Source organism: Winogradskyella vincentii, assembly GCF_020166345.1.
In the GTDB taxonomy this organism is placed as follows: Bacteria; Bacteroidota; Bacteroidia; order Flavobacteriales; family Flavobacteriaceae; genus Winogradskyella; species Winogradskyella vincentii.
This window is the reverse complement of record NZ_JAIUJS010000010.1, coordinates 34,269-59,215: the sequence shown is the minus strand read 5'-3', so window position 1 is coordinate 59,215 and position 24,947 is coordinate 34,269. Positions and strand designations below refer to the sequence as shown.

The window sequence follows — 24,947 nt, the reverse complement described above, 5'->3', positions numbered from 1 at the left end:
AAATCACACCAATTTACATTATCTTTGTTTAAGATGAAGAAATATGTCCCAATAGAAGAAGGTGATTATTATTTAACGCCAGAAGGATACCGTTGCTTTACCGAACAATATCATCTTAAAAGAGGATATTGTTGCGAAAGTGGATGCAGACATTGTCCGTACGGTTTTAACAAGGATGCTTTAAAAACTAAGTAATGCAAACAACTAAAACATCATTCAAAGACCAGATATTGGAGGGAATTCCAGAGCAATTACCTGAGCAAAAACCATATGACACAAAAATAAATCACGCTCCAAAGCGAAAAGCTATTTTATCTGATCAAGAAGAAAAATTAGCCTTAAAAAATGCCCTGCGCTATTTTGATAAAAAGCATCATGCAACATTACTCCCGGAATTTAAAAATGAACTAGATACTTACGGCCGTATTTACATGTATAGACTGCGTCCAGACTATAAAATGTACGCCAGACCAATTGATGAATATCCAGCAAAGTCTAAACAAGCCGCTGGTATAATGCTTATGATTCAAAATAATTTAGATTATGCAGTCGCGCAGCATCCTCATGAGCTAATTACCTATGGTGGAAATGGTGGTGTTTTTTCAAATTGGGCACAATATAGATTAACAATGAAATATCTGGCAGAGATGAATGACGAGCAAACACTGGTTATGTATTCTGGTCATCCAATGGGTTTATTCCCTTCTCATAAAGACGCACCACGCGTTGTTGTTACAAATGGTATGATGATACCAAATTATTCTAAGCCTGATGATTGGGAAAAGTATAATGCGCTTGGTGTAACACAGTATGGCCAAATGACAGCCGGAAGCTACATGTACATTGGACCACAAGGTATTGTACATGGTACCACAATTACAGTATTAAACGGATTTAGAAAAATTGGAAAATCATCAAAAGGAAACTTATTCGTTACATCTGGCCTTGGCGGTATGTCTGGAGCTCAACCAAAAGCGGGTAATATTGCCGGATGCATCACAGTCTGTGCAGAAGTAAATCCTAAAATCACAAAAGTTAGATTGGATCAAGGTTGGATAGATGAAAAAATTACTGATCTTGATGAATTGGTGTATAGAGTGGAACATGCAAAAGAGAAAAATGAAACCGTTTCAATTGCATATTTAGGTAATGTTGTTGATGTATGGGAAAAATTTGATGAAGCAAATGTTCATATCGACTTAGGAAGCGACCAAACATCATTGCATAATCCTTGGGCTGGAGGTTACTATCCTGTTGGATTATCATTTGACGAAGCCAATGATATGATGGCAAGTGATCCTGTGAAATTTAAAGAGAAAGTACAAGAAGCATTAAGAAGACACGCTTCTGCAATAAATAAACACACAGCAAAAGGCACTTATTTCTTTGATTACGGAAATGCATTTTTACTTGAAGCGTCAAGAGCTGGAGCAGATGTATTATCTGACGGTTGTGAATTAGGCAGAGAATTTAAGTATCCTAGTTATGTACAAGATATAATGGGACCAATGTGTTTCGACTACGGTTTTGGACCATTCCGATGGGTTTGTGCATCCGGAAAACCTGAAGATTTAGAAAAAACAGATAAAATTGCCTGTGATGTATTAAACAAAATAATGCAGAATTCACCAAAGGAGATTCAGCAACAAATGGCCGATAATATAAAGTGGATTGAAGGAGCTCAAGAAAATAAATTGGTTGTGGGTTCACAGGCAAGAATTTTATATGCAGATGCTGAAGGTCGTGTAAAAATTGCTGAGGCATTTAATGAGGCAATTAAAAAAGGTGAAATTGGTGAAGTTATTTTGGGCCGAGATCATCATGACGTTTCCGGAACAGATTCGCCCTACAGGGAAACAAGTAATATCTATGATGGTTCAAGATTCACAGCAGATATGGCTATTCATAATGTGATTGGAGACAGTTTTAGAGGAGCAACTTGGGTAAGTATTCACAATGGTGGTGGCGTTGGATGGGGCGAAGTAATTAATGGTGGCTTTGGTATGGTTCTTGATGGTACTAATGAAGCATCAAGACGTTTAAAACAAATGTTATTTTGGGACGTAAACAACGGAATTTCAAGACGAAGTTGGGCACGAAATGAAGGCGCCATTTTCGCGATTAAAAGAGCTATGGTAGCCGAACCAAACTTAAAAGTAACATTACCAAACCCAGTTGATGATAGTTTATTGGAAAAAATTTAAAAAAAAGTGATATGAAAAAATTATTAAAATTTATCCCCATTTTAGTTTTTGCTCTTGTTTTAACATCATGTAGCTCTGTAAGAGTTGCAGCAGATTATGATAGAGAAGCAAATTTTGACCAATACAAGACCTTTGCTTTTTTTAAGCCGGGTATTGATAAAGCAGAAATCAGTGACTTAGACAAACGTAGGATCTTGAGAGCTATTGAGACTGAATTACTTGCTAAGGGCTACACCAAATCAGAAGATCCAGATATGTTAGTTAGCATGTTCACCAAATCAACCCAAAGAGTAGATGTTTATAACAATGCCTGGGGTTGGGGCGGCTGGGGCTGGGGAGGCTACGGTGGCTGGGGCTGGGGTCCTGGCTGGGGCGGCAACCAAGTTTCTACGAGCACAGAAGGTATGCTTTACATTGATATAATTGATAACGCTAAGAAGGAATTAATTTGGCAAGGCTCAGGAACTGGTTATTTGGTAACAAAAAACGTTGAGAAGAAAGAGGCTCGCATTAAGGAATTTGTTCAGAAAACTTTGATGCAATTCCCACCAGAAAAATAACACGTTAAAAATACTAGTATTGAAAAGCACCAATTATTGGTGCTTTTTTGTTTTGATAGCTATACAAATTAGGCTTTCATTCTAAATAATTTATCTTTGCCGACTTTTAAGCACATCTATTATGATACTTGGCCAAACTACAAGAAAGAATTTTACTCAAAACCCAAAGAATGATATATTATCAGGATTAACTGTTGCACTGGCATTAGTTCCAGAGGCAGTAGCATTTGCCTTTGTCGCTGGTGTAGATCCTCTGGTAGGATTATATGGTGCTTTTATGATGGGTATAGTAACCGCATTATTTGGTGGCAGACCTGGTATGATATCTGGCGCAACAGGTGCTATGGCCGTAGTGATGGTACACTTGATTCAGAAAGGAAACGAGGTTGGGATGACGTTAGAAGCGCCAATTGAAAATCTTGGTTTACAATGGCTTTTTATCACCCTTTTATTTGTAGGCGGAATTCAGATATTAGCAGGTATTTTTAAACTAGGCAAATTTGTTAGATTAATTCCACATCCAGTAATGATGGGATTTGTTAATGGATTGGCAATAGTCATATTTTTGTCTCAGCTTGGACTTTTTCCAAACGCTGTACCAAAAGATATTTCATTTCTAAACAATACATCCGAATGGTTTTCTGCACTATTTTCTAATTTTCCTTTTTGGAAAATGATGGGCTTCATAGGCTTAACCATGGGCATTATGTATGGACTGCCAAAACTAACAAAAAAGATTCCTGCGGCATTAATTGCAATAATTGCAGTTGCTTGTATCACCATCTTTGGTGGAATTGAAATGAGCACAGTAGGTAGCTTTATTAGAGAAGGTGGTGGCGAAGGATTACAAGGTGGCTTACCTACTTTTCAAGATCAGATTTTTGGCCTTTTTGGCACTTTAGCTGGTCACTGGGATTTAATAATATCTACAGCATTCATTTTAGCAGCTGTTGGTTTAATTGAGTCTTTAATGACTTTAAATCTAGTTGATGAGATAACCGAAACCAGAGGTAACGGTAACAGAGAATGTATAGCCCAAGGTGGAGCAAATGTGCTTAATGGACTTTTTGGAGGTATGGGTGGCTGTGCTATGATTGGCCAATCAATTATCAACGTTGATTCAGGAGGACGTGGAAGACTCTCAGGAGCCGTTGCTGCCATAGCATTGTTATGCTTTGTATTATTCGGAGCACCATTAATTGAACAAATTCCTATTGCGGCGTTGGTAGGTGTTATGTTTATGGTGGTGATTGGAACATTTGCGTGGAGTAGTTTTAGAATACTGAGAAAAATACCAATTTCAGATGCTATTGTTTTAATAGCAGTATCAGCAATTACAGTCTGGAAAGATTTAGCAGTTGCCGTAATTGCTGGTGTTATTATTTCTGCATTAGTATTTGCCTGGAAAAACGCAACAATGATTAGAGCACGCAAGCGTATTCAGCCTGATGGAACAAAAACCTATGAAATATGGGGTCCATTATTTTTTGGTTCAATTCAAAATTTCAATTCTAAGTTTGATGTCAAAAATGATCCCAATAAAGTTGAAATTGATTTTGTAGAATCTCGTATAAGCGATCATTCAGCATTAGAAGCCATATACAACTTGGTAAACAAATACAAGGCTGAAGGCAAGGAAATAAAACTAAAGCACCTGAGTCAAGACTGTAAAGTCTTGTTGCGAAAAGGTAGTCCAATCTTTGAAGATATTATTGTTGAAGCAATTGATGATCCTCGCTATTATTTAGCTGAAGACCCTGAAAAGTTTACCAAACCATTATCAGATTATAAATTATAAGTCTTACCTAATAGTGTCCTCTTTAGGTTAAGGCTTAGGCAGTTACCTTTTTAATTTGAAATTAAAAATATAAAATACTTGAAAATCAATTAATTAGATTACTTTCGCACTTTAATTTAATATATATTAATATGAGTACTGGTACAGTAAAATTTTTTAATGATTCTAAAGGTTTTGGATTCATAACAGAAGAAGGAAGCGACAAAGATCATTTTGTACACATTTCTGGTTTAGTTGATGAAGTAAGGGAAGGTGACAAGGTAGAATTCGATTTAACAGAAGGAAAAAAGGGATTAAATGCAGTAAATGTAAAAGTTATATAAGCATATATCTTACAATCTTTTTAAGAACAAAGCCTATCTGTAGATAGGCTTTTTTAATGCTTACATCTGAACGTTTTTTTCTTCTGGGAACTGACTAGGAATGTCCTCTGGTTGCTCATCTAACATTTGCCTTAAATCAATTTCAATACCTCTTGCTATCGTAGAAATAGGCACATCATTTGGCCCACCTTCAAACGGGTTTTCACCTGTTCTTGCCAATCTTTCCATGGTATGAAAAGCCCATGATACAATTGCACAGAAAGGTACTGCTGTCCAAATAAAATATTTTCCAATTAAATAAAAACTATCTGACATAGAATGACCAATTTCAGCAAACTCAGGAATAAGACCAAATGGCAATAAAATTGCAAATACTCTTGTAAGGTACAGTGATAAGCTCGCGTATTGCCTCGGATATGGAAAGTTTTTAATTCGCTCAGACTTTCCTTGATGTGTAAATAATGATTCTAAAATATTCTCAAGCTCTAGAAAAGCAAATTCCCAAATAAGTCCCTTTTCCTTTAAGGCTCTAATATGTTTAGACTGTAAATACAACAAGGCCGTTTGCTTATTGCCTTTGGACAGAACATAAGTTCTTTCTTCTTCAGATAAATACATTAATAAATTATCTTCGAGTGTAGATACTTCTTCTGGTATATGAATCATATCTCGCCATTCTTGATTGGTTTTAGCCTGATGCTGTGTCTCCCAAGATTTTCTTTGACGCATAGCATATCTCAATGCGGTCATCCATGCAATATGCCTATATATTAATTTAGTTTTATGCTGCTTCAATTCATCTTCGGTAACAGGCTTATCGCAATACTCATTAGTAACCATATCTTGAATCTTCATTCCCCAAGTTCGAGAGGTGTTCACTATTGCTCCCCAAATTTTTCTAGCTTCCCATATTCTACCATAAGCAGAATTGTTTTGAAAACCAACTAAGAAGGCAACGGCTGTACCAATTAAAGCCACTGGTGTCCATGGGACATTTAGAAAAGTAAATTCAAAAACATGGTATAATACAGTAATTATACCGGCATATAAAAGATATATTAAAGTTTCTCCTCGTGTCCAAAGGACCATGTCTTTGACCGAGTATCGTTTTTTGGTTAGCATCTATAAATTATTAGTACAATGATTTTATTCCTTTAGCACATTAAACATGCAAAATACTATGAGAATACAACCTGTAATTTTTTAAAATAGAAAGATACAAATTCTATAATTTGACTTTTCATCATTAATTATTTTAATTTTTACCTTTAAAGGATAAAGTCAACAACAATAAAAATGAAAATTCAGCAATTACTCTACTTACTTTTTATAACATTCTCGCACGCTTTATTTGCTCAAAACCTATCAAAAACAGAAAAGCAAATTTTAAGTTCTATTGAGCAAAACAATTCAGAAGCACTTTCCTTTTTAAAGAAAGTTGTTAATATAAATAGTGGCACCATGAACCCTGAAGGTGTTAAGAAAGTTGGTATGGTGTTTAAGGATGCTTTTGATGACATCAATTTTGAAACTTCATGGATTGAAATGCCAGAAGAAATGAATAGAGCTGGGCACTTCTTTGCCGAAATATCTGGTAATAAAGGAAAAAAACTATTACTCATAGGACATCTAGATACTGTTTTTGAGGCAGACAGTCCTTTCCAAGAATTTAAAATGGTAAATGATAGTATTGCTCATGCACCAGGCGGAAATGATATGAAAGGTGGTGATGTTATCATTTTATATGCATTAAAAGCATTACATGAAAATGACCTATTGAATGATGCTCAAATTATTGTTGCCTTTACGGGTGATGAAGAAAGCACAGGAAAACCATTAAGTATTAGCAGAAAAGATTTAGTGAACGCAGCTAAACGAAGTGATATCGCCTTAGGTTTTGAAACTTCAACTGGATTTAACTATGCGACTGTTGCCAGAAGAGGATCTTCCGGCTGGAAATTAGAAGTTTCTGGTAAACGCGCACATTCGTCAGGAATATTTAATGAGCGTGTTGGAGCAGGTGCGATTTTTGAAATGTCTCGGATACTAAATGAGTTTTACACCTCAGTAAAAGGCGAAGAATACCTTACTTTTAACCCAGGTGTATTACTTGGTGGTACATTTACGGAATTAGATGAAATGACCAGCAAAGGTAATGCCTTTGGGAAAAGTAATGTTGTATCACAAACTGCTGTCGTAAAAGGTGGACTGCGATTTATTTCCGAAGAACAAAAAGAAGATGCTCGTTCAAAAATGAAAGCTATCGTTGAGAATAACTTACCACAGACCTCAGCAGAAATTTCATTTACAGATAGCTATCCAGCTATGGGACCTACCGAAGGAAATAAAAAGCTATTATCCATATTAAACACGGTAAGCATGGATTTAAATCAAGGAGAGGTATTGGCTTACGACCCAGGAAAACGTGGCGCTGCAGACACTTCATTTGTTGCAGAATATGTTGATTGTTTAGATGGATTTGGTACAATGGGCTCAGGTGCACATACTCCAGAGGAAACTGTAAATCTCAACACTTTCGAAGCCTTAACTAAAAGAACAGCTATACTTATTTATAGATTAATAAATCAATAATCTAAAATCATCTCAATTTTAGCTTTGACCTTTTCAGTTGAAGGTATCATCGTTTCTTCCAATGTAGAATTCAATGGAATAGCTGGCATATTTTCACTCCCAATAACCATAACAGGCCCATCTAAATACTTGAAACATTCTTCTTGAATTTTACCGGCCAAGGCTCTGGCAAAACTATTATTTGAAGGCTCTTCAGTTACGACTAAACACTTACCCGTTTTCTTTACAGATTTCATTATAGTATCCTCATCCAAAGGAAACAAAGTTCTGAGATCAATGATTTCAATTTGGTCTCTCAATCCCAATTCACCTGATGCATTGTATGCCCAATGTACTCCCATGCCATAGCTGACAATTGTGAGTGTTTCAACATCTTCTTGTTTCCAAATTTCTTGAAGAACCCAAGCTTTACCAAATGGCAGAATGTAGTCTTCCGCAGGCTCAATTGAAGTTGCTGTTTTTGTACCAGGCACTTTAGACCAATACAACCCTTTATGTTCTAAAATAACAACCGGATTAGGATCGTGATAAGCTGCTTTCATCAAGCCCTTTAAATCTGCACCATTACTAGGGTAAGCAATTTTTATCCCTCTAATATTCGTAACAACACTCTCTACTGATGAAGAGTGGTATGGTCCTCCACTACCATATGCCCCAATGGGAACCCTAAGAATCATACTCACCGGCCATTTACCATTTGTTAAATAACAACTTCGGCTTACTTCGGTAAATAACTGGTTTAATCCTGGCCAAATATAATCTGCAAATTGCACCTCAACAATTGGCTTTAATCCAACGGCACTCATTCCAACTGTAGAACCTACGATAAATGCCTCTTGTATTGGTGTATTAAACACACGATCGTCACCAAATTTCTGTGCCAATGTTGCAGCCTCTCTAAAAACTCCTCCTAATCGACCACCAACATCCTGCCCATATAACAAACACTCTTTATGCTCACGCATTAGCTCCTCTACGGCAAACAAAGCGCAATCTACCATTACAACTCTCTCTGCACCTTCTGGTTCACGCACACCACTTTCTTCAATAATCGGTGTTGGCACAAAGTCGTGTGTAAATAAATCTTCAGGTTTTGGGTCTTCAGCTTTTAAAGCTTTTTTAAAATCAGAATCAACTTTTTTATAAGCTGATTCTTCTAATTTTTTTACTTCCTGTTTTGAAAATCCAGCATCCAATAACTGCTTTTTAATAACTGGATACGGATCTCTAGATTTAGCTTCATCTAAATCATCTCTATACCACTCCATACGTACACCAGAAGTATGATGATTTAATAGCGGCACTTTTGCATGCACCAGAATTGGTCTTCTTTCTTTTCTAATCGTTGCAATTACTTCCTCTAAAGCATTGTAGCTTTCTATAAAATTTGCTCCATCAATACTTATAGCATCAAGACCATGAAATCCTTTGGCATATTCAAATGCATTTTGAGCTCTAGTTTCTTCGGCATTTGCAGATATGTCCCAACCATTATCTTGAACAAGATAAAGAATTGGCATTTGTTTTAAAGCAGCCATTTGGAATGCTTCAGCAATTTCACCCTCAGTTACAGATGCATCTCCCAAGGAACAAACCACTAAGGGGTTTTCTATCGAGGTATCATTCAATCCTTGTAATTCCTTATACTGCATTCCCATGGCAACTCCTGTTGCGGGTATGGCTTGCATACCTGTCGCGGAAGATTGATGCGGAATTTTAGGTTTGTCATCATCCTTTAGACTAGGGTGAGAATAGTAGGACCTACCTCCAGAAAACGGATCATCCTTCTTTGCTAAAAGCTGCAACATTAAATCGTAAGGTTTCATACCAAACGCAAGCAGCATGGCATCATCCCGATAATAAGGAAATGCATAATCTTGAGGTAACAATTGTAATCCAAGAGCTATTTGAACAGCTTCATGACCTCTTGATGTAGCGTGCACATATTTTGAAACTTGCTTGAAATTAGCCTCATATAACTCAGTCATTGCCTTGGCCGTACAGAGTTTTACAAAGCCTTTCTTTAATATTTCTTTTTTCATTTAAGCGAGTTCATTTTGAACCTTTCTCATCCAACCAAACTTATCTTCTATAAGTCCAGTTTTTATAGCATTAAGGGTATCATTGACTTTTACTCCTACTGGATTTTCGGTTGAAACATGAATCGTATCACCTTCCATACCTATCTCTTGTATATAGGCTATACCAACTGCAGTACCAGTACCAAAAGCTTCTTCTAGTTCGCCATTTTTTGAAGCTTCTCTAATTTCTAGAATAGTAATTTTTCTTTCCGTGACCTTATAGCCCATATCTCTTAATAACTCTATGACACTTGCCCTTGTTATTCCATGTAATACAGAACCATCTAATTCTGGCGTTATAAATTCACCATTTATTTTAAAGAAGATATTCATTGTTCCAACTTCTTGGATAAACATGTGCTCATCAGCATCTAACCATAAAACCTGATCATAGCCTTTTGACTTGGCCAACTCAGTAGGTCTTATTGCTGCAGCATAATTGCCTGCTGCTTTTGCCTCTCCAGTTCCTCCTTGTGCTGCTCTAATGAAAAAATTCTCAGCCCATAATTTTATTGGTTTACTGAAAAATGGTCCTGCTGGAGAAGCCATTATTATAAATTTAAAATGGGTAGCAGCTCTCATACCAATAAATGGTTCGTCCGCATACATAAATGGTCTTAGGTACAATGCACTTCCTTGTTGAGGTGGTATCCAATTTCTTTCTATACTGACAAGCTCCCTTAAGCCTTCCACAAATAATTCTTCAGGAAATAATGGCATACCCATTCTATCTGCGCTTTTATTCATTCTAGCGGCATTTTGTTCTGGTCTAAAAAGCATTGGTGTACCTTCTGGATCCTTATAGGCTTTCATACCCTCAAAAATTGCCTGACCATAATGTAATGCCATTGCCGCTGGGTGTGTTGGTACGGGTCTTAAAGGTTCTATTCTTGGGTTAACCCATACTCCGTTTTCATAATCACAAACGAACATATGGTCCGTGAAGGTTGTTCCTAAAGGAATATTATCAAAATCTAATTGGTCTACACCAGATTTTTCAACTTTAGTAATATTTATTGAATAAGACATAACTTATATTTTTCTATTGATATCAAATTGTTCAAAATAATCTGCTACACGACGGACAAAACTCCCACCTAAAAAGCCATCTACAACTCTGTGATCGAAAGAAAGTGATAAATACATCATACTTCTAATTGCAATTTCGTCACCATTTTCAGTTTCGATAACTTCTGCGCGTTTTTTAATAATACCCAAAGCAAGAATGGCAACTTCTGGCTGGTTTATTATTGGTGTACCCATAACACTCCCAAATGTTCCCACATTAGAAATAGTGAAAGTACTTCCCTTAATATCATCTCCCTGTAATTTATTTTCACGAGCTTTTGAAGCCAATAGGTTTACGTCTTTTGCTAGCTCTAATAAACTCTTTGAATCCGCATTTTTAACAACAGGAACAATTAAATTACCACTTGGTAATGCCGTTGCCATACCAACATTAATATCTTCCTTTATAATGATATTTTTCCCATCTACAGATGCATTTATATCAGGGAAGTCTTTAATCGCTTTTGCGACTGCTTCTACAAATAATGGTGTAAAGGTGAGCTTCTCGCCATATTTTTCTTGGAAGACTTTTTTGTTTGCATTTCTCCACGTCACCACATTGGTCAAATCTGCTTCTACATAAGCAGTTACATGTGGTGATGTGTGTTTTGAATACACCATATGATCTGCTATCATTTGACGCATGCGATCCATCTCTACAATCCTACCCTTACCCTTATCAAAAGTCAATTGAGGAATTCGATAAGCAGTTGGATCTTGAGTTACGGACTGGGCAAATTTATATGGTCTACCCTCTTCAATATATTGAAATACATCACTCTTACGTAATCTACCTTCCTTACCAGTAGCAGGTATTCGAGCCAGCTCTTCAAAACTTATATGATGTTCCTTTGCAATTGAAATTATTAATGGAGAGAAGAATGTATTAGAATTTGAAACACTAAACTTTTCCGTGTTTTGCAGTTGAAGGGTTTGGGGTTTAATTACAGACTTCTTTTGCTTAGGTTTTGACGATTCTAGTTTTTTGGAGATGACACTCTTTTTAGGTTTCGAATTCACAGCCTCACCATTACTCTCAATAATAGCTATGGTATCACCTATTTTAATGACCTCATTGGCTTCAAACAAAATTTCTTCAATAGTACCGGAAACATTAGATGGCACCTCAGAATCAACTTTATCAGTCGCAACTTCTAACAGCATTTCGTCCTCTTCTATAGGGTCTCCAACATCCTTAAACCATGTGATAATAGCTGCTTCAGTTATACTTTCACCCAATCTGGGCATTTTAAATTCAATTTTAGCCAATTTGAATATGGTTTTTACAAGCATCAAAGATACTTAATATCATGATTTTCTTGTGTTAAAAACTTTTAAATTGAATTAAAACAGAATATTTTTCTTTATATTTTAGTTTTATTAATTTTTTATTCTTTTTATATTTGAGTTTTATTGATTAGACAAAATAAAATTCTTATGGCATACAATTTGGATAAAATTGACACCCAAATACTGGGTATTCTCCAGCATAATAGTAATCGAACAACCAAAAGTATAGCAGACGAGTTAGGCATGACCACATCTCCTGTTTTTGAGCGTATTAAAAAGCTTGAAAGAGAAGGTTATATTAAAAAATATGTTGCTGTCTTAGACAATAAAAAGATAGGTCTTAAGCTTACGGTATTTATAGGCATTACACTCCAAGGACATACGCGTAGCTACCTTGAAAAATTTGTGACTGAGATAAATAACTTTCCTGAAATAATTGAGTGCCATCGAGTAAGTGGAAACTTCGATTATCTATTAAAATTAGTTGTTGAAGATATAGAAGCATATGAGCACTTTATAATTTCTAAATTAACGCTTTTACCTTATTTAGGAAATGTACAAAGTCTTATCACCTTGTCCACTGGGAAAGAAACTAACGAAATTGATTTGAGTAATATTTAATTACTTTTTAGAAAAGGTTTCTCGAAGTGTTTTGTAAACATCATCTTGAAGTTTTCTATCAGCTGGAACTTTTCGTAATGGCTCAACCTCCTTTAGTGTAGAATAACAATCAGCTGGTAATTGCTGATATAATTGTGTTCCTTTTGTTTTCCATGCTATCATTTCATCGCTCACTTGCTTAACAATTTTAGCAGGATTACCAACGACCAAGCTTCGTTTAGGTATTTTGGTTTCTGCCTTTACAAAAGCCATTGCACCAACTATGGACTCATCACCTATTTCAGCATCATCCATAATTACGGTATTCATACCAATAAGACAATTTTTACCTAAGTTAGCACCATGAATTACGGCGCCATGTCCAACATGAGCACTTTCTTTCAAGGTAATAGACTTGCCAGGAAACATATGTATAGTACAATTTTCTTGAACGTTAACGCCATCTTCTAAAATGATTTGTCCCCAATCTCCTCTTATAGCTGCACCAGGACCAATGTAACAGTTTTTACCAATAATTACGTTTCCGGTTACTGCAGCTAAAGGATGTACAAAGCTACTATTGTGAACAACAGGAATATATCCTTGAAAACTGTAAATCATTACTTAAACCTCTTCAATGTCTCTTTTGTAAAATCACTTAAAACTAATCGACCACTAATTGCAGCACGTTCAGCTAATAAGGTATCCCAATCTTCAGTGCCTTGCCAAAACATCGTCTTCATCTCCGCCATTGCTTCAGTATTGTAATTACATAAGTTCTCTGCTAATACCTTAACCGCATCATCAAGTTCCTCAGTTGCCTCATAAACTTGGGTGAATAAGCCCTTTTGTTTTGCCCATTCTGCTGAATAAAAACTATTGGCATCTATTGCTATTTGGGACATTCCACTTAAACCTAACTTTCTTTCAACAGCTGGACCAACAACAAACGGTCCGATTCCAACATTAAGCTCACTCAATTTAATTGAGGCAAATTTTGTTGCCATACAATAATCTGTTGCTGATGCAAGACCAACACCTCCACCAACGGTTTTTCCTTGTACTCTTCCAATTATGAATTTTGGACATTTTCGCATGGCATTAATGACATTAGCAAATCCTGAAAAGAATATTTTACCTGTAGCTTCATCATTAATACTTATAAGTTCATTGAAACTCGCGCCCGCACAAAACGTTCTGTCCCCTCCACTCTTTAGAACAATTACTTTGATCTTATCATTCTGTCCAGCTTCGGTTATTGTATCTGCTAGTCTGGCAAGTATATCACTAGGTAGTGAATTGTGAGCAGGATGAAAAAACTCAATATACCCTACTTCATTTTCTATGGTTTGTTTTACGTACGCTTCAGCCATAATTATATTAATCCAAATTGTTCAAAATGATGATTCAAATGTTTTCGTTCCAGAAGATACCATTCATATCTGTTTAATTCTCCAAATACCATGTTATTTAGTATCGCATCTGGATTCTCTTTAAAGTATTCTATATATGCTTCACGCTGATCTTTAAATTTTGAAATAGCTGTTACTAAATCTGGGTGTTTTAAAGAGTCGAGTGTGTCCTTTTCAAGTAAAGGGAATTGCGAATTCTGAGGGAATTTTGAATAATTCCAAAGACTATTCTTTACTTTCTCTAGTATCTTTTCTGGTGTAGAAACTTCAAAGTCTTGAATTTCTCCTGAAGCAATTTTATAAGTATATTCTAAATGCTCAATCATGTGCTGTGGTGTCATGATTCCCCATTTTGGCTTGGTATCTTCAGTAAGTTTAGATAGACATTCATTTATTTTTTCATCTGTCATTTCAACAAATGTTTCTTGCTTTTTCTGAACCATAGTTAAAATGGTAGCAACTGCAACTAAAGGACTGTCTTTATCGTTCTTTTGGCTTTCTGGCCTGTTTTCAAAATTAGCATCGAAAACCTCTACATGCCATTTTACAATACCACTTGGATGTTCTGCTGAAGCTACATCTCTATCTACTTTTTCCTTACAGGTTAAACGCACATAAATTGTATCATTATGATATAATGGCCTTAAGAATCTAATACTATCTAATCCATAATTCGCTGCTACTGGACCTTTATTTGGATAAACAAACAAACCTGCCGCAGCCGAAATGATAAAATAACCATGAGCAGTCCGCTTTTCGAAAATACTACCATCTAAAGATGTAATATCTGTATGCGCATAAAAATGATCCCAAGTAAGATTAGCAAAATTTACAATGTCTGAATCTGTTATAGTACGATTGTGGGTTTTTAAAGACATACCAGGCTGAATATCTTCCCAGTGGTATTTAAATGGGTGTTGCTCTGCCTTTTTGTATTTGGCATTTTGTTGATAGATTCCAGTAATTTCTGTTATTGTAGTTGGCGAACCCTGAATTGCCGTACGTTGTAAATAATGTTTTATACCACGCATTCCTCCCATTTCTTCACCGCCACCAGCACGACCCGGACCACCGTGAACTAAATAAGGCAATGGCGAACCATGGCCAGTACTTTCTTTAGCACTTTCTCTATTTAACACTAAAATCCTACCATGATGACTTGCTGCATTAACCACATAATCTCTTGCAATATTATCATCATAAGTCACAATTGACGATACCAACGAACCTTTACCCATTTGCGCTAAAGCCACAGCCTCATCCAAGGTTTTGTAAGGCATAATAGTACTTACAGGCCCAAAAGCTTCTCGTTCATGGACAATTGTACTGTTAAATGGATGATCAGATCTCAATAAAATTGGGCTTATAAAGGCTCCTTTTTTTGCATCAGCACCAATGGTTTCAATTTTATCTAAATCGCCATAAACAATCTCAGCCTCTTTTGCCAAATCATAAACCGAATCTTTCACGGCTTGCACTTGTTGACGACTAACTAAAGAACCCATTCGCACTTCTTTTAACCTTGGATCTCCAATTGTCACCTTGTCTAGTGCATTCCCCAAGGCAATTTGCACATCCTCAACTAAGTTTTCAGGTACTATAATACGTCTGATCGCTGTACATTTTTGACCTGCCTTTACAGTCATTTCTTTACGGACTTCTTTAATAAACAAGTCAAACTCTGGAGTTCCCGGCACCGCATCCTCTCCTAATATTGATGCATTTAACGAATCTGCTTCCATGGTAAAAGGTACAGATTCCTCTATAAGTCTTGAATGTGCTTTTAACAATTTGCCTGTTTGCGCTGATCCTGTAAAAGTCACCACATCTTGAGATTCAACAGTATCTAATATTGTTTTTACAGTACCATTAATAATTTGAAGAGAACCTTCTGGAAGAATACCAGAATCAATTATTGTTCTTGCCACAGCTTCTGCCAAATAAGACGAAGATGGCGCTGGTAAGACCAATGCTGGTACACCTGCCATCCAATTAACAGCGCATTTCTCCAACATTCCCCAAACTGGGAAATTAAATGCATTTATATGAACTGCTACACCCTTTTTTGGTACCATAATATGATGCGCCATAAAACGCCCACCTCTTGATAAATCAATTGGATCACCTTCTACATGAAAGGCTTGGTTTGGAAACAATTTACGTAACGACGCATTAGCGAAAAGATTACCAAATCCACCTTCAATATCTATCCAACTATCAACTTTAGTTGCTCCAGTTCTATAGCTTAATTCATAAAATGCATCTTTTCTTTTAGTAAGATATAATGCTAATTTTTTAAGCATATTACCTCGCTCTTGAAAGGTCATTTTACGAAGCTTTTCACCACCTTTAGATCGGCCGTATTGTAGAATTTCAGGAATATTCAAGCCTTCTATTGCCACTGAAGCAAAAGCCTCTCCAGTAACTGCATCAAGAATTGGTGTTCCTTCTTCTGAACCAGTGGTCCAATGTCCTTGTACGTAATGTTGTATTTTTTTCATTTTAAACACGTTCTAAAATTGCAGCATAGCCTTGGCCAACACCAATACACATTGTTACTAAGGCAAACTTCTTTTGTTGCTCATGTAGCTCTAAAGCAGCAGAATATGCTATTCTTGTTCCTGTTACACCCAATGGATGTCCTATAGCTATAGATCCACCATTTGGGTTTATTCTAGGATCATTGTCTTTTAAACCCCAAGCTCTTGTACAAGCCAATGCCTGTGCCGCGAAGGCCTCATTAAGCTCAATTACATCTATATCATCCATTGTTAATCCCGCTTTGTCTAATGCCTTATTTGACGCTTCAACAGGGCCTATACCCATAATTCTAGGCTCAACACCAACAACAGCCGAACTCACAATTCTCGCTAGCGGCTTAAGATTATATTTCTTTATTGCTTCTTCTGATGCAACTATTGTTGCAGCCGCACCATCATTTAATCCTGATGAATTACCAGCAGTAACACTTCCACCTTCTTTCTTAAAAGCAGATCGCAATTTCCCTAAAACTTCTATTGAGGTATTCGGTTTTACAAATTCATCTTTTGAGAATAGGATAGGATCCTTTTTACGCTGTGGAATTTCAACAGTTATTATTTCTTTCGCCAATCGGCCATTTTCTTGAGCCTTTGAAGCTTTCATCTGGCTCCAAAACGCAAACTTATCTTGGTCCTCTCTAGAAATATTATACTTCTCTACTAAATTCTCTGCAGTCATACCCATTCCATCTGTACCATACATTTGGTGCATTTTGGGGTTTATAAAACGCCACCCAAAAGTTGAATCATACATTTTAGAGTCACCTCCAAAAGCTGTAGATGGTTTGGCAATGACATAAGGTCCCCTTGTCATGTTTTCAACTCCTCCAGAAATAAACACATCTCCATCACCAGACTTAATAGCACGATTTGCATGTATAATTGCTGATAATCCTGAGCTACATAATCTGTTTACCGTTTCCCCTGGAACCGTATATGGTAAACCTGCTAAAAGTGATGCCATTCGAGCAACATTGCGGTTGTCTTCTCCCGCTTGGTTGGCACAACCCATAATAACGTCATCGTAAGCCTCTTTTGGGATATTAGGATTTCGTTTAACAACTTCTGAAATTACTAAAGCTGCCATATCATCTGTACGAACAGCAGACAATGTGCCTTTATAACTTCCTATAGGTGTACGTACACCATCTATAATATATGCTTCCTTCATATTTTAATCTTCCCAATCTTTTTGGGTTCTATATACTATACCTTTAAATAACGCAACTAATTCTTCCTCGCGTTTAACCTCAATAACATTGAATCCAAGCTTATTCTTCACCTTTTCAATTACGGATTCTGCAACCAAGTAATCTCCTTCATTTACAGCTTCAATATGATTTATACTAGTCTCAATTGAAACCGCATATTTTCCATGTGTATTAGCCGCAAATCCAAATGCCGCATCTGCTAAAGAATAGCTTATGCCGCCATGAGCTTTATTCATACTATTAATCATATCCTTTCTAATGGTCATTCCTAATTTGCAACGACCAACCTCACACTCTAAGATTTCTATACCCAACCATTGGCTAAAAGCATCTTGACTCAACATTTTATATGGAATTGCCTCACCCTTCATTAATAGAATGTCTTTTTATCTCTAAGCATTTTCCTTAATAATGGACTACAGCGATATCTGTCTTCGTGATACTCATCATAAAGTCTATCTAAAGTAGTAACGCAATTTTCAATTCCTATCTCGTCTGCCCAAGCTAACAACCCTTTGGGATAATTAACACCCTTAGTCATGGCATTATCAATATCTTCTGCAGAAGCAATATTTAAAAATAAAGCATCTACCGCTTCATTAATAAGCATTACTAGAACACGATTGAATATTTTATCACCAAGTGTCTTATCTTCTATTGGATTAGGTTTAGCAGTCCCTTCTGAATAATCGTAATAACCTTTACCAGATTTCCTACCTAAATATCCAGCTTCAGCAAGACGTTTTTGGGTAAATGACGGTTTATATCTTGAATCAAAGTAAAAGGCTGTAAACACAGATTCTGTAACTGCATAATTAACATCGTTTCCAATGAAATCCATCAATTCAAAAGGTCCCATTCTAAATCCACCAATTGTCTTTAAACTCCAATCGATAGTTGCAAAATCAGCAATACCTTCTTCATATATTCTAAGTGCTTCACCATAGAATGGCCTTGCCACTCTGTTAACAATAAATCCAGGTGTATCTTTAGCTACTGCTACCGTCTTTTTCCAATTTGTGATTACATCCACAGACTTGGAGAGCACTTCTTCAGATGTCTGTATGGCAGGAACAACCTCAACCAACTTCATTAACGGTGCAGGATTAAAAAAATGAATACCTATACATCGTTCTGGTTTTTTCAAAGCAGAGGCAATTGATGCAATTGATAAGCTCGATGTATTTGAGGCTATAATACAATCCTCTGAAACATAGGTTTCGAGATGCTCAAATACCTTTTTCTTTATATCTAAATCTTCAACTATGGCTTCAATAGTTAAATTAGAATTCCCTAGTTCATGTAAACTATTGACATAGTCTATATTAGATTGGATTCTTGATTTTTCTGCACTATCAATTCTACCTTTCTCAATAAGTCGAGACAGTATCTTATCCAAAGTATTTTCAGCCTTATGCAGTGCATCAATATTGGTGTCATATAATTTTACTGAACATCCTGCCGTGGCAGCAACTTGTGCAATACCACTTCCCATGGTTCCAGAACCTATAATTCCTACGTTCATTCTAATATTTTAAAAAGGTAGATTTTTTACATCTACATTACCGCCAGATAAAATTATACCGACTTTTTTATTCTTAAATTCTTCTTTGTTTTTTAATACAGCTGCAAACGGTACTGCACAAGAAGGCTCGATTATTATTTTCATCCGTTCCCAAATGATTCGCATTGCATCAACAATTTCACTCTCCTCGACGCGGATAATCTTCTCCACATATTTTTGAATTATAGGAAAATTACGATCACCTAAATGCGTTCTTAGTCCATCAGCAACTGTATGAAAGCTATTATTTGTTTCTATTTTACCAGAGATCAAAGAGCGATATGCATCATCTGCTTCCATTGGCTCTCCACCTATTACTCTACAATTTTTTGAAAAATAATGCGCAGCCAAAGCTGTACCAGCAATTAATCCTCCTCCACCAATTGGAGTTAAAATTACATCTAAATTAGGAAACTCTTCCAATAGTTCTATCGCAGCAGTACTATTACCATAAATCACCTCATCTTGATTTGAAGGATGCAAAAAAGAAGCTCCTTTTAACTCTTTAATTTTTTTTGCAGTAGTTTCCCTAGCTTCTGGTGTTGATTCACATTCAATGATTTCACCGTGATATGTCCTTACTCCATTTTTCTTTACTTGAGGTGCATTCTCAGGCATTACTATATAGGCCTTAACATTTAACTTTTGAGCTGCTAAAGAAACTGCTTGTGCAAAATTGCCTGAGGAATGTGTTACCACACCTCTTTCCCTTTCTTCCTCTGAAAGTGATAGAATGGCATTTGCTGCACCTCGCATTTTAAACGCTCCCATTTTTTGAAAGTTCTCACATTTAAAAACAATATCAGCACTAACCATTTCATTTATTAAACCAGAACTTAAAACAGGCGTTTTATGAATAAAGGGTTTTATTCTATTATGAACTTCTATGAGTGTTTCTTTATCCAACTAATTTCCTTTGAAATTTGGCTTTCGCTTTTCGATAAATGCAGCGACACCCTCAGCATAATCATTACTACTAGCTGCTTCTATTTGTAATTTGGACTCTAATGCCAATTGAACCTCTAAAGAATTGGTCATTGATTGATTAAATAATTCTTTGATAAGACCTAGCGCCTTAGTTGGCATATTAGAAACTTTATTCGCTAATTGATTTATGGTTTCGTCAAAAGCCTCTAATGGAACAGATTTATATATCATTCCCATTCTTTCCGCTTCTTCAGCAGAAATCTTGTCACCCAACATTGCTAAAGCTTGGGCTTTTTGAAACCCAATTAATCGTGGCAAAAAGTAAGTTCCTGCACTATCAGGAACCAATCCAATTAAACTAAATGCTTGAATAAAACTAACCTTTTCGTGTGCTACAACAATATCACATGCCAAGGCAATATTAGCTCCAGCACCTGCGGCAACTCCATTTACAGCTCCAATAATTGGTTTTTTAATTGATCGTATTCTAGTTATTATTGGATTATAATGTTCCTCTAAGATTTTTTTAAATCCAGGATTAAGTGCTGGATCAGTCACTTCTTTTAAATCTTGACCCGCACAAAACGCTTTACCATTTCCAGTAAGAACTATTGCCCTAACATCTGGATTAGAATCGCAATCATCTAGAATTCCTTGGAGACTCAAAGCCATCTCACGATTAAAGCTATTGAAAACCTCTGGCCTATTTAGATTTATTTGTGCTACTTTATTCTCTATTGTCAATAAAATTGAGTCATTCATACTATTCAGGTAATTTAAAATATGGATTATATATTAATCCTATAATATTGCTCCAAGGGTCTTTAACAGAACAAACCATTAGCTCACCACCAACATTTGTTGGTTTCTCATGAATGGTAGCACCTAATTCTATTAATCTTTCGAACTCTTTTTGGATATCTTCAACACCCCAATAAGATAACACATTTTCTCCTTTCAAATTGGTTTCATTTCCCTCTGGCATTAGCCCTAATTCATATCCTTGGATATTAAATCCTACATAAAAAGATTCATCGAAATAGGGCTCAGTTTTAAAAGCTTTGGTATACCATGCTTTTGCTTGGGCTAAATCTTTAACTATATAAGCTGTTGTTCTTAATCCTAACATTACTTTAAACATTTAAAATAATCAAATGGTTCTTGGCAGTCTTCACATTGGAATTGGGCTTTGCAAGCAGTTGAACCAAACTGACTTACTAATCGTGTATTTTGAGAACCACAGTTAGTGCATTTTACAATTTTCTTACCATGCAACAAGACGTCCTTATCTGCTTCTGCCTCAAGTGGTGCTGCAATACCATAATCTTCCAGTGCTTTTCTTCCTCGCGGCGTAATCCAATCTGTTGTCCAAGCAGGATGCAAAATTAAATCGATCTCTGATTTGTACCCAGCCTCTTCTAAAGCTTTTTTTATATCATCTCCAATGACATCCATCGCTGGACAACCACTATAAGTGGGTGTTATTTCTACCTTTACAATACCATCTTCAAACACGGCAGAACGCACAACACCCATATCCATAATTGACAAAACCGGAATTTCAGGATCTGACACCTGTTCTAGAATTGCTATCAAAGAATTATCAATGTTTTGTTCTGTGGTTGTCATTTTACCATTCCATATTTGGGTATGCACGTTGCATATATTGTAATTCTGCCAATATATATCCTAAATGTTCAGTATGAATTCCTTGTTTACCACCTTTTTGGAAGAATTTGATATCAGGAACTTCTAAAGTTGATTCTTCTAATACTCCAGCTACATAATTATAGTATTCTTCCTTTAGCTTTGTAACGTCAACACCAATTCCTTCAGCCACCATTGCCTTATCTGCTACGGTTTGATGAAATAACTCATCTGTATAAACCCACAAATCTGCAATCGCTTCTTGCATTTTCGATTTACTTTCTTCAGTACCACCACCTAAGCGCCTTACCCAATCTGATGAGAAACGCTCATGATAACTTACCTCCTTGATGCACTTATTAGCTATAGCTGCTAAAGTTAAATCTGAACTTTTTTGCAATTCTCTTAGAAATACCAAATGATACGCATCGAATAAAAATTGCCTTGCAATTGTATAAGCAAAGTTGGTATTAGGTTGCTCTACCAATAGCACATTTTTATAATCTCTTTCTTTTCTGAGCATGGCAATATCATCTTCTGATCTTCCATCGCCTGCTACTTTACTTGCATACTGAAAATAACTTCTTACCTGTCCAAATAAGTCCAACGAAATATTTGTGCATGCAATATCTGTTTCTAAATTTGGTCCATGACCTGTTAACTCTCCAAGCCGTTGGCCTAAGATCAATGAATTATCAGCAATACCAAGTATATAATTATATAAATTCTCGTTTTTCATTACATGTGTTTTACTTCATCTGGAACATCATAAAAAGTAGGATGTCTATATACTTTATCTTGTGCTGGTTCAAATAATTCTCCATTATTTTCTGGATTGGAAGCAGTAATATGTTTAGATTCTACCACCCAAATACTTACACCTTCATTACGTCTTGTATAAACATCTCTAGCATTTTCCAATGCCATATCTGCATCTGCAGCATGCAAGCTACCAAAGTGCCTGTGCTCTAATCCGTTTTTACTTCTTACGAATATTTCCCAAAGTGGCCAGTTTTTTGTTGACATAGTTTTAATTTTTTAAACTGCTTGTTTTTCTTTTCTTGCTTGTTTCTTTTCCGCATAGGCCATTGCCGCATCTCTAACCCATTTTCCGCGCTCCCATGCACCAACACGTGCTTTCATTCTTTCCTTATTCATAGGACCATGTCCCTTAACAACCTGCCAAAATTCATCCCAATCAATTTCCCCAAAGTCATAACTCTTTCTGTCTTCATTCCATTTTAAATCAGGGTCTGGAATTGTTAAACCTAAAACATCAGCTTGCGGCACAGTTTGATCAATAAACTGCTGACGTAATTCGTCATTAGTTTTACGTTTTAATTTCCATTTCATGGATTGTGCCGTATGTACAGATTTGTCATCTGTAGGTCCTAACATCATTAAACTTGGCCACCACCAGCGATTTAAAGCGTCTTGTGCCATTTCCTTTTGTTCTGGTGTTCCATTTGCGAGTTTCAGCATAATCTCAAACCCTTGTCTCTGATGAAAACTTTCTTCTTTACATACACGTATCATGGCTCTTGCATATGGCCCAAAAGATGTATTGCACAATGGCACTTGATTAATAATAGCGGCACCATCAACCAACCAGCCTATGGCACCCATATCTGCCCAAGTCAATGCAGGATAATTAAATATACTAGAGTATTTGGCCTTCCCTGTATGCAACTGCTCGTATAATTCATCTCTTGAAACACCTAAGGTTTCGCAGGCACTGTATAAATACAAACCATGACCAGCTTCATCCTGAACCTTGGCCAATAATGCTACTTTTCTTCTTAAAGAAGGTGCTCTGGTTATCCAATTACCTTCTGGTAACATCCCAACAATTTCAGAATGGGCATGCTGAGAAATTTGCCTAATATGTGTTTTCCGATATTTCTCTGGCATCCAATCTTTAGGTTCAATTTTCTCGTCACGTTCTATACGTGCTTCGAATTGAGCTTCTAAATTTTTAATTTGATCTTCACTCATTTTAAATTGGTCTTTATTTATTTTTCTTCTTCAATTTTAAACATCAAAATCTACCACAACCTTTTCAGTAGTGGGAACTGCTTGGCAACTTAACACCAAGTTTTGTTTTAATTCATCTTCCTCTAAAGCATAGTTTATTTTCATCTCCACATCTCCTTCTTTAACTTCACACTTGCATGTACTGCAAACACCGCCCTTACAAGCAAATGGTAAATCAGCACCTGCATTTAGTGCAGCATCCAATATATTATCATAATCTTTAGTCATGGTAAACAAAAACTCTTTGCCACCATCAATTATAGTTACCTCAACACCTTCAACATTTTGTTTTGCCAAGCGTTCTTGTCGCTTAATATCTTCTTCTGTGAGACCCGTAACAAATAACTCAAAATGAACCAGTTCTTTTGGTAAGCCTGCCTCAATTAAATAGTTACTCACATAGTTGACCATTTTTTCTGGTCCGCAAAGAAATACCTCACTAGTATCTGGTATATCAATAAAAATCTTTGTCAGCACATCCATCTTTTCATCATCAAACCTTCCATTAAATAGCTCTATATCGCGCTTTTCTTGGGTCAGAAAATAGTATATCTCTAATCGTCCAAAATAAGTGTTTCTCAACTGTTCTAGCTCTTCTTTAAAGATAATGGATTTTGCTGTTTTATTTACATAAAATAGCTTACAAGTTGAATTTGGCTCTCTTTTTAAGTGGGTTTTAATCATTGATATAATTGGTGTAATCCCACTACCTGCAGCAAAGAACAAGTAGTTTTTTGAAGCTACTTCATCTATATCAACTCCAAATGTACCACTTGGAGCCATCACTTCAATATTTTGACCAGCATCTAGACTTTCATTTACATAGGTAGAAAACTTACCACCAAGTATTTGCTTGACGGCAACCTGCCACTTATCCTCTACAGGGCTGGAACATAATGAGTATGACCTTCGCACATCTTCTCCATTAATATCTGCTTTTAAGGTAAGATGCTGTCCTTGATGAAAAGAAAATTCATTTTTTAATGCATCTGGAACATCAATTGTAAGAACAGAACAATCATCTGTTTCTTTATAAATATCCTTGATTTTTAAATTATAAAACTGAGCCATAAACTTTGTTCTAAATTTTAACTAA

The 24,947-nt window shown here is 36.1% G+C and carries 25 protein-coding genes; 7 read left to right on the top strand and 18 right to left on the bottom strand.

Annotated features, from left to right (window positions below; all coding sequences use genetic code 11):
- The first annotated feature begins 33 nt into the window (after nt 1-33).
- The 5 genes from LBV24_RS14015 to LBV24_RS13995 all read left to right on the top strand — a co-directional run bounded on the left by LBV24_RS14015 (nt 34) and on the right by LBV24_RS13995 (nt 4,885).
- On the top strand, nt 34-195 hold the full coding sequence (locus LBV24_RS14015; protein ID WP_181855207.1) for a DUF5522 domain-containing protein: 162 nt from the start codon (nt 34-36) through the stop codon (nt 193-195).
- Nucleotides 195-2,204, top strand: a complete 2,010-nt coding sequence (locus tag LBV24_RS14010) for a urocanate hydratase (RefSeq protein ID WP_224479289.1) — start codon at nt 195-197, stop codon at nt 2,202-2,204. The genes LBV24_RS14015 and LBV24_RS14010 overlap by 1 nt, the downstream gene beginning before the upstream one ends.
- Nucleotides 2,205-2,215: 11 nt before the next feature.
- Entirely contained in the window at nt 2,216-2,764 is a 549-nt protein-coding gene (locus tag LBV24_RS14005; protein WP_224479288.1) for a DUF4136 domain-containing protein, read from the top strand.
- A 121-nt stretch (nt 2,765-2,885) separates the two neighbouring features.
- Nucleotides 2,886-4,562: a SulP family inorganic anion transporter gene (locus LBV24_RS14000; protein WP_224479287.1), complete on the top strand. Its 1,677-nt coding sequence runs from the start codon at nt 2,886-2,888 to the stop codon at nt 4,560-4,562.
- Between the two features lie 131 nt (nt 4,563-4,693).
- Complete coding sequence (locus LBV24_RS13995) at nt 4,694-4,885, top strand: cold-shock protein (protein WP_045469316.1); 192 nt, start codon at nt 4,694-4,696, stop codon at nt 4,883-4,885.
- Nucleotides 4,886-4,945: 60 nt separating this feature from the next.
- Here the strand turns inward: LBV24_RS13995 and LBV24_RS13990 are convergent, their stop codons facing one another.
- Complete coding sequence (locus tag LBV24_RS13990) at nt 4,946-6,007, bottom strand: bestrophin family protein (protein ID WP_224479286.1); 1,062 nt, start codon at nt 6,005-6,007, stop codon at nt 4,946-4,948.
- A 174-nt stretch (nt 6,008-6,181) separates the two neighbouring features.
- On the opposite strand from LBV24_RS13990, the gene LBV24_RS13985 reads away from it, so the two are divergent.
- Complete coding sequence (locus LBV24_RS13985; protein WP_224479285.1) at nt 6,182-7,477, top strand: M20/M25/M40 family metallo-hydrolase; 1,296 nt, start codon at nt 6,182-6,184, stop codon at nt 7,475-7,477.
- Here the strand turns inward: LBV24_RS13985 and LBV24_RS13980 are convergent.
- From LBV24_RS13980 to LBV24_RS13970, 3 genes are read right to left on the bottom strand one after another with little or no spacing between them, the layout of a single operon-like run.
- Entirely contained in the window at nt 7,471-9,519 is a 2,049-nt protein-coding gene (locus tag LBV24_RS13980; protein WP_224479284.1) for an alpha-ketoacid dehydrogenase subunit alpha/beta, read from the bottom strand. The genes LBV24_RS13985 and LBV24_RS13980 overlap by 7 nt on opposite strands.
- Entirely contained in the window at nt 9,520-10,587 is a 1,068-nt protein-coding gene (locus LBV24_RS13975; protein WP_224479283.1) for a branched-chain amino acid aminotransferase, read from the bottom strand.
- Nucleotides 10,588-10,590: 3 nt separating this feature from the next.
- Nucleotides 10,591-11,895 carry a dihydrolipoamide acetyltransferase family protein gene (locus tag LBV24_RS13970; protein ID WP_394371135.1) on the bottom strand — a complete coding sequence of 435 codons (1,305 nt, stop codon included), beginning with the start codon at nt 11,893-11,895 and terminating at the stop codon, nt 10,591-10,593.
- A gap of 168 nt (nt 11,896-12,063) precedes the next feature.
- On the opposite strand from LBV24_RS13970, the gene LBV24_RS13965 reads away from it, so the two are divergent.
- Nucleotides 12,064-12,537 carry an Lrp/AsnC family transcriptional regulator gene (locus LBV24_RS13965; RefSeq protein ID WP_224479282.1) on the top strand — a complete coding sequence of 158 codons (474 nt, stop codon included), beginning with the start codon at nt 12,064-12,066 and terminating at the stop codon, nt 12,535-12,537.
- Here the strand turns inward: LBV24_RS13965 and LBV24_RS13960 are convergent, their stop codons facing one another.
- Genes LBV24_RS13960 through LBV24_RS13895 form a run of 14 tightly spaced genes read right to left on the bottom strand, consistent with a single transcriptional unit; the run spans nt 12,538 to nt 24,922 of the window.
- Complete coding sequence (locus LBV24_RS13960; RefSeq protein WP_224479281.1) at nt 12,538-13,137, bottom strand: acyltransferase; 600 nt, start codon at nt 13,135-13,137, stop codon at nt 12,538-12,540.
- The gene (locus tag LBV24_RS13955) at nt 13,137-13,889 is read right to left on the bottom strand and encodes an enoyl-CoA hydratase/isomerase family protein (protein WP_224479280.1); all 753 of its coding nucleotides are present in this window, start codon (nt 13,887-13,889) and stop codon (nt 13,137-13,139) included. The genes LBV24_RS13960 and LBV24_RS13955 overlap by 1 nt, the downstream gene beginning before the upstream one ends.
- Nucleotides 13,890-13,891: 2 nt before the next feature.
- A complete protein-coding gene (gene paaZ / locus LBV24_RS13950) occupies nt 13,892-16,429 on the bottom strand; it encodes a phenylacetic acid degradation bifunctional protein PaaZ (protein ID WP_224479279.1) in 2,538 nt (845 codons plus the stop codon).
- A gap of 1 nt (nt 16,430) precedes the next feature.
- Nucleotides 16,431-17,639, bottom strand: a complete 1,209-nt coding sequence (locus LBV24_RS13945; RefSeq protein WP_224479278.1) for an acetyl-CoA C-acyltransferase — start codon at nt 17,637-17,639, stop codon at nt 16,431-16,433.
- A gap of 3 nt (nt 17,640-17,642) precedes the next feature.
- The gene (locus LBV24_RS13940) at nt 17,643-18,050 is read right to left on the bottom strand and encodes a PaaI family thioesterase (RefSeq protein WP_224479277.1); all 408 of its coding nucleotides are present in this window, start codon (nt 18,048-18,050) and stop codon (nt 17,643-17,645) included.
- On the bottom strand, nt 18,050-19,204 hold the full coding sequence (locus LBV24_RS13935; RefSeq protein WP_224479276.1) for a 3-hydroxyacyl-CoA dehydrogenase NAD-binding domain-containing protein: 1,155 nt from the start codon (nt 19,202-19,204) through the stop codon (nt 18,050-18,052). Before LBV24_RS13935 ends, LBV24_RS13940 begins: the two co-directional genes overlap by 1 nt.
- A 9-nt stretch (nt 19,205-19,213) precedes the next feature.
- Entirely contained in the window at nt 19,214-20,149 is a 936-nt protein-coding gene (locus tag LBV24_RS13930) for a pyridoxal-phosphate dependent enzyme (protein WP_224479275.1), read from the bottom strand.
- Nucleotides 20,150-20,932, bottom strand: coding sequence for an enoyl-CoA hydratase-related protein (locus tag LBV24_RS13925; RefSeq protein WP_224479274.1), 783 nt, complete (start codon nt 20,930-20,932; stop codon nt 20,150-20,152).
- A gap of 1 nt (nt 20,933) precedes the next feature.
- Nucleotides 20,934-21,299: a VOC family protein gene (locus tag LBV24_RS13920; protein ID WP_224479273.1), complete on the bottom strand. Its 366-nt coding sequence runs from the start codon at nt 21,297-21,299 to the stop codon at nt 20,934-20,936.
- Complete coding sequence (gene paaD, locus LBV24_RS13915; RefSeq protein ID WP_224479272.1) at nt 21,299-21,799, bottom strand: 1,2-phenylacetyl-CoA epoxidase subunit PaaD; 501 nt, start codon at nt 21,797-21,799, stop codon at nt 21,299-21,301. Before paaD ends, LBV24_RS13920 begins: the two co-directional genes overlap by 1 nt.
- A gap of 1 nt (nt 21,800) precedes the next feature.
- Nucleotides 21,801-22,556, bottom strand: a complete 756-nt coding sequence (gene paaC / locus LBV24_RS13910; protein ID WP_224479271.1) for a 1,2-phenylacetyl-CoA epoxidase subunit PaaC — start codon at nt 22,554-22,556, stop codon at nt 21,801-21,803.
- Nucleotides 22,556-22,843, bottom strand: coding sequence for a 1,2-phenylacetyl-CoA epoxidase subunit PaaB (paaB, locus tag LBV24_RS13905; RefSeq protein WP_224479270.1), 288 nt, complete (start codon nt 22,841-22,843; stop codon nt 22,556-22,558). Before paaB ends, paaC begins: the two co-directional genes overlap by 1 nt.
- 12 nt (nt 22,844-22,855) lie before the next feature.
- Complete coding sequence (gene paaA, locus LBV24_RS13900; RefSeq protein ID WP_224479269.1) at nt 22,856-23,812, bottom strand: 1,2-phenylacetyl-CoA epoxidase subunit PaaA; 957 nt, start codon at nt 23,810-23,812, stop codon at nt 22,856-22,858.
- A 36-nt stretch (nt 23,813-23,848) separates the two neighbouring features.
- Nucleotides 23,849-24,922 (bottom strand): 2Fe-2S iron-sulfur cluster-binding protein, encoded by a 1,074-nt coding sequence (locus LBV24_RS13895; RefSeq protein WP_224479268.1) that lies wholly within the window; start codon nt 24,920-24,922, stop codon nt 23,849-23,851.
- Nucleotides 24,923-24,947 lie beyond the last annotated feature (25 nt).

Excerpts from the sequence above, each read along its gene's own strand:
- LBV24_RS13980 (WP_224479284.1), bottom strand. The coding sequence starts at position 9,519 with ATGAAAAAAGAAATATTAAAGAAAGGCTTTGTAAAACTCTGTACGGCC.
- LBV24_RS14000 (WP_224479287.1), top strand. The coding sequence starts at position 2,886 with ATGATACTTGGCCAAACTACAAGAAAGAATTTTACTCAAAACCCAAAG.
- paaA (WP_224479269.1), bottom strand. The coding sequence starts at position 23,812 with ATGAGTGAAGATCAAATTAAAAATTTAGAAGCTCAATTCGAAGCACGT.
- LBV24_RS13985 (WP_224479285.1), top strand. The coding sequence starts at position 6,182 with ATGAAAATTCAGCAATTACTCTACTTACTTTTTATAACATTCTCGCAC.
- LBV24_RS13940 (WP_224479277.1), bottom strand. The coding sequence starts at position 18,050 with ATGAAGGGTGAGGCAATTCCATATAAAATGTTGAGTCAAGATGCTTTT.
- LBV24_RS13960 (WP_224479281.1), bottom strand. The coding sequence starts at position 13,137 with ATGATTTACAGTTTTCAAGGATATATTCCTGTTGTTCACAATAGTAGC.
- LBV24_RS13995 (WP_045469316.1), top strand. The coding sequence starts at position 4,694 with ATGAGTACTGGTACAGTAAAATTTTTTAATGATTCTAAAGGTTTTGGA.
- LBV24_RS13945 (WP_224479278.1), bottom strand. The coding sequence starts at position 17,639 with ATGAAGGAAGCATATATTATAGATGGTGTACGTACACCTATAGGAAGT.
- LBV24_RS13895 (WP_224479268.1), bottom strand. The coding sequence starts at position 24,922 with ATGGCTCAGTTTTATAATTTAAAAATCAAGGATATTTATAAAGAAACA.
- LBV24_RS13925 (WP_224479274.1), bottom strand. The coding sequence starts at position 20,932 with ATGAATGACTCAATTTTATTGACAATAGAGAATAAAGTAGCACAAATA.
- paaD (WP_224479272.1), bottom strand. The coding sequence starts at position 21,799 with ATGACAACCACAGAACAAAACATTGATAATTCTTTGATAGCAATTCTA.
- LBV24_RS13935 (WP_224479276.1), bottom strand. The coding sequence starts at position 19,204 with ATGAACGTAGGAATTATAGGTTCTGGAACCATGGGAAGTGGTATTGCA.
- LBV24_RS14015 (WP_181855207.1), top strand. The coding sequence starts at position 34 with ATGAAGAAATATGTCCCAATAGAAGAAGGTGATTATTATTTAACGCCA.
- paaB (WP_224479270.1), bottom strand. The coding sequence starts at position 22,843 with ATGTCAACAAAAAACTGGCCACTTTGGGAAATATTCGTAAGAAGTAAA.
- paaC (WP_224479271.1), bottom strand. The coding sequence starts at position 22,556 with ATGAAAAACGAGAATTTATATAATTATATACTTGGTATTGCTGATAAT.
- LBV24_RS14010 (WP_224479289.1), top strand. The coding sequence starts at position 195 with ATGCAAACAACTAAAACATCATTCAAAGACCAGATATTGGAGGGAATT.
- LBV24_RS13975 (WP_224479283.1), bottom strand. The coding sequence starts at position 10,587 with ATGTCTTATTCAATAAATATTACTAAAGTTGAAAAATCTGGTGTAGAC.
- LBV24_RS13955 (WP_224479280.1), bottom strand. The coding sequence starts at position 13,889 with ATGGCTGAAGCGTACGTAAAACAAACCATAGAAAATGAAGTAGGGTAT.
- LBV24_RS13920 (WP_224479273.1), bottom strand. The coding sequence starts at position 21,299 with ATGTTAGGATTAAGAACAACAGCTTATATAGTTAAAGATTTAGCCCAA.
- paaZ (WP_224479279.1), bottom strand. The coding sequence starts at position 16,429 with ATGAAAAAAATACAACATTACGTACAAGGACATTGGACCACTGGTTCA.
- LBV24_RS13965 (WP_224479282.1), top strand. The coding sequence starts at position 12,064 with ATGGCATACAATTTGGATAAAATTGACACCCAAATACTGGGTATTCTC.
- LBV24_RS14005 (WP_224479288.1), top strand. The coding sequence starts at position 2,216 with ATGAAAAAATTATTAAAATTTATCCCCATTTTAGTTTTTGCTCTTGTT.
- LBV24_RS13990 (WP_224479286.1), bottom strand. The coding sequence starts at position 6,007 with ATGCTAACCAAAAAACGATACTCGGTCAAAGACATGGTCCTTTGGACA.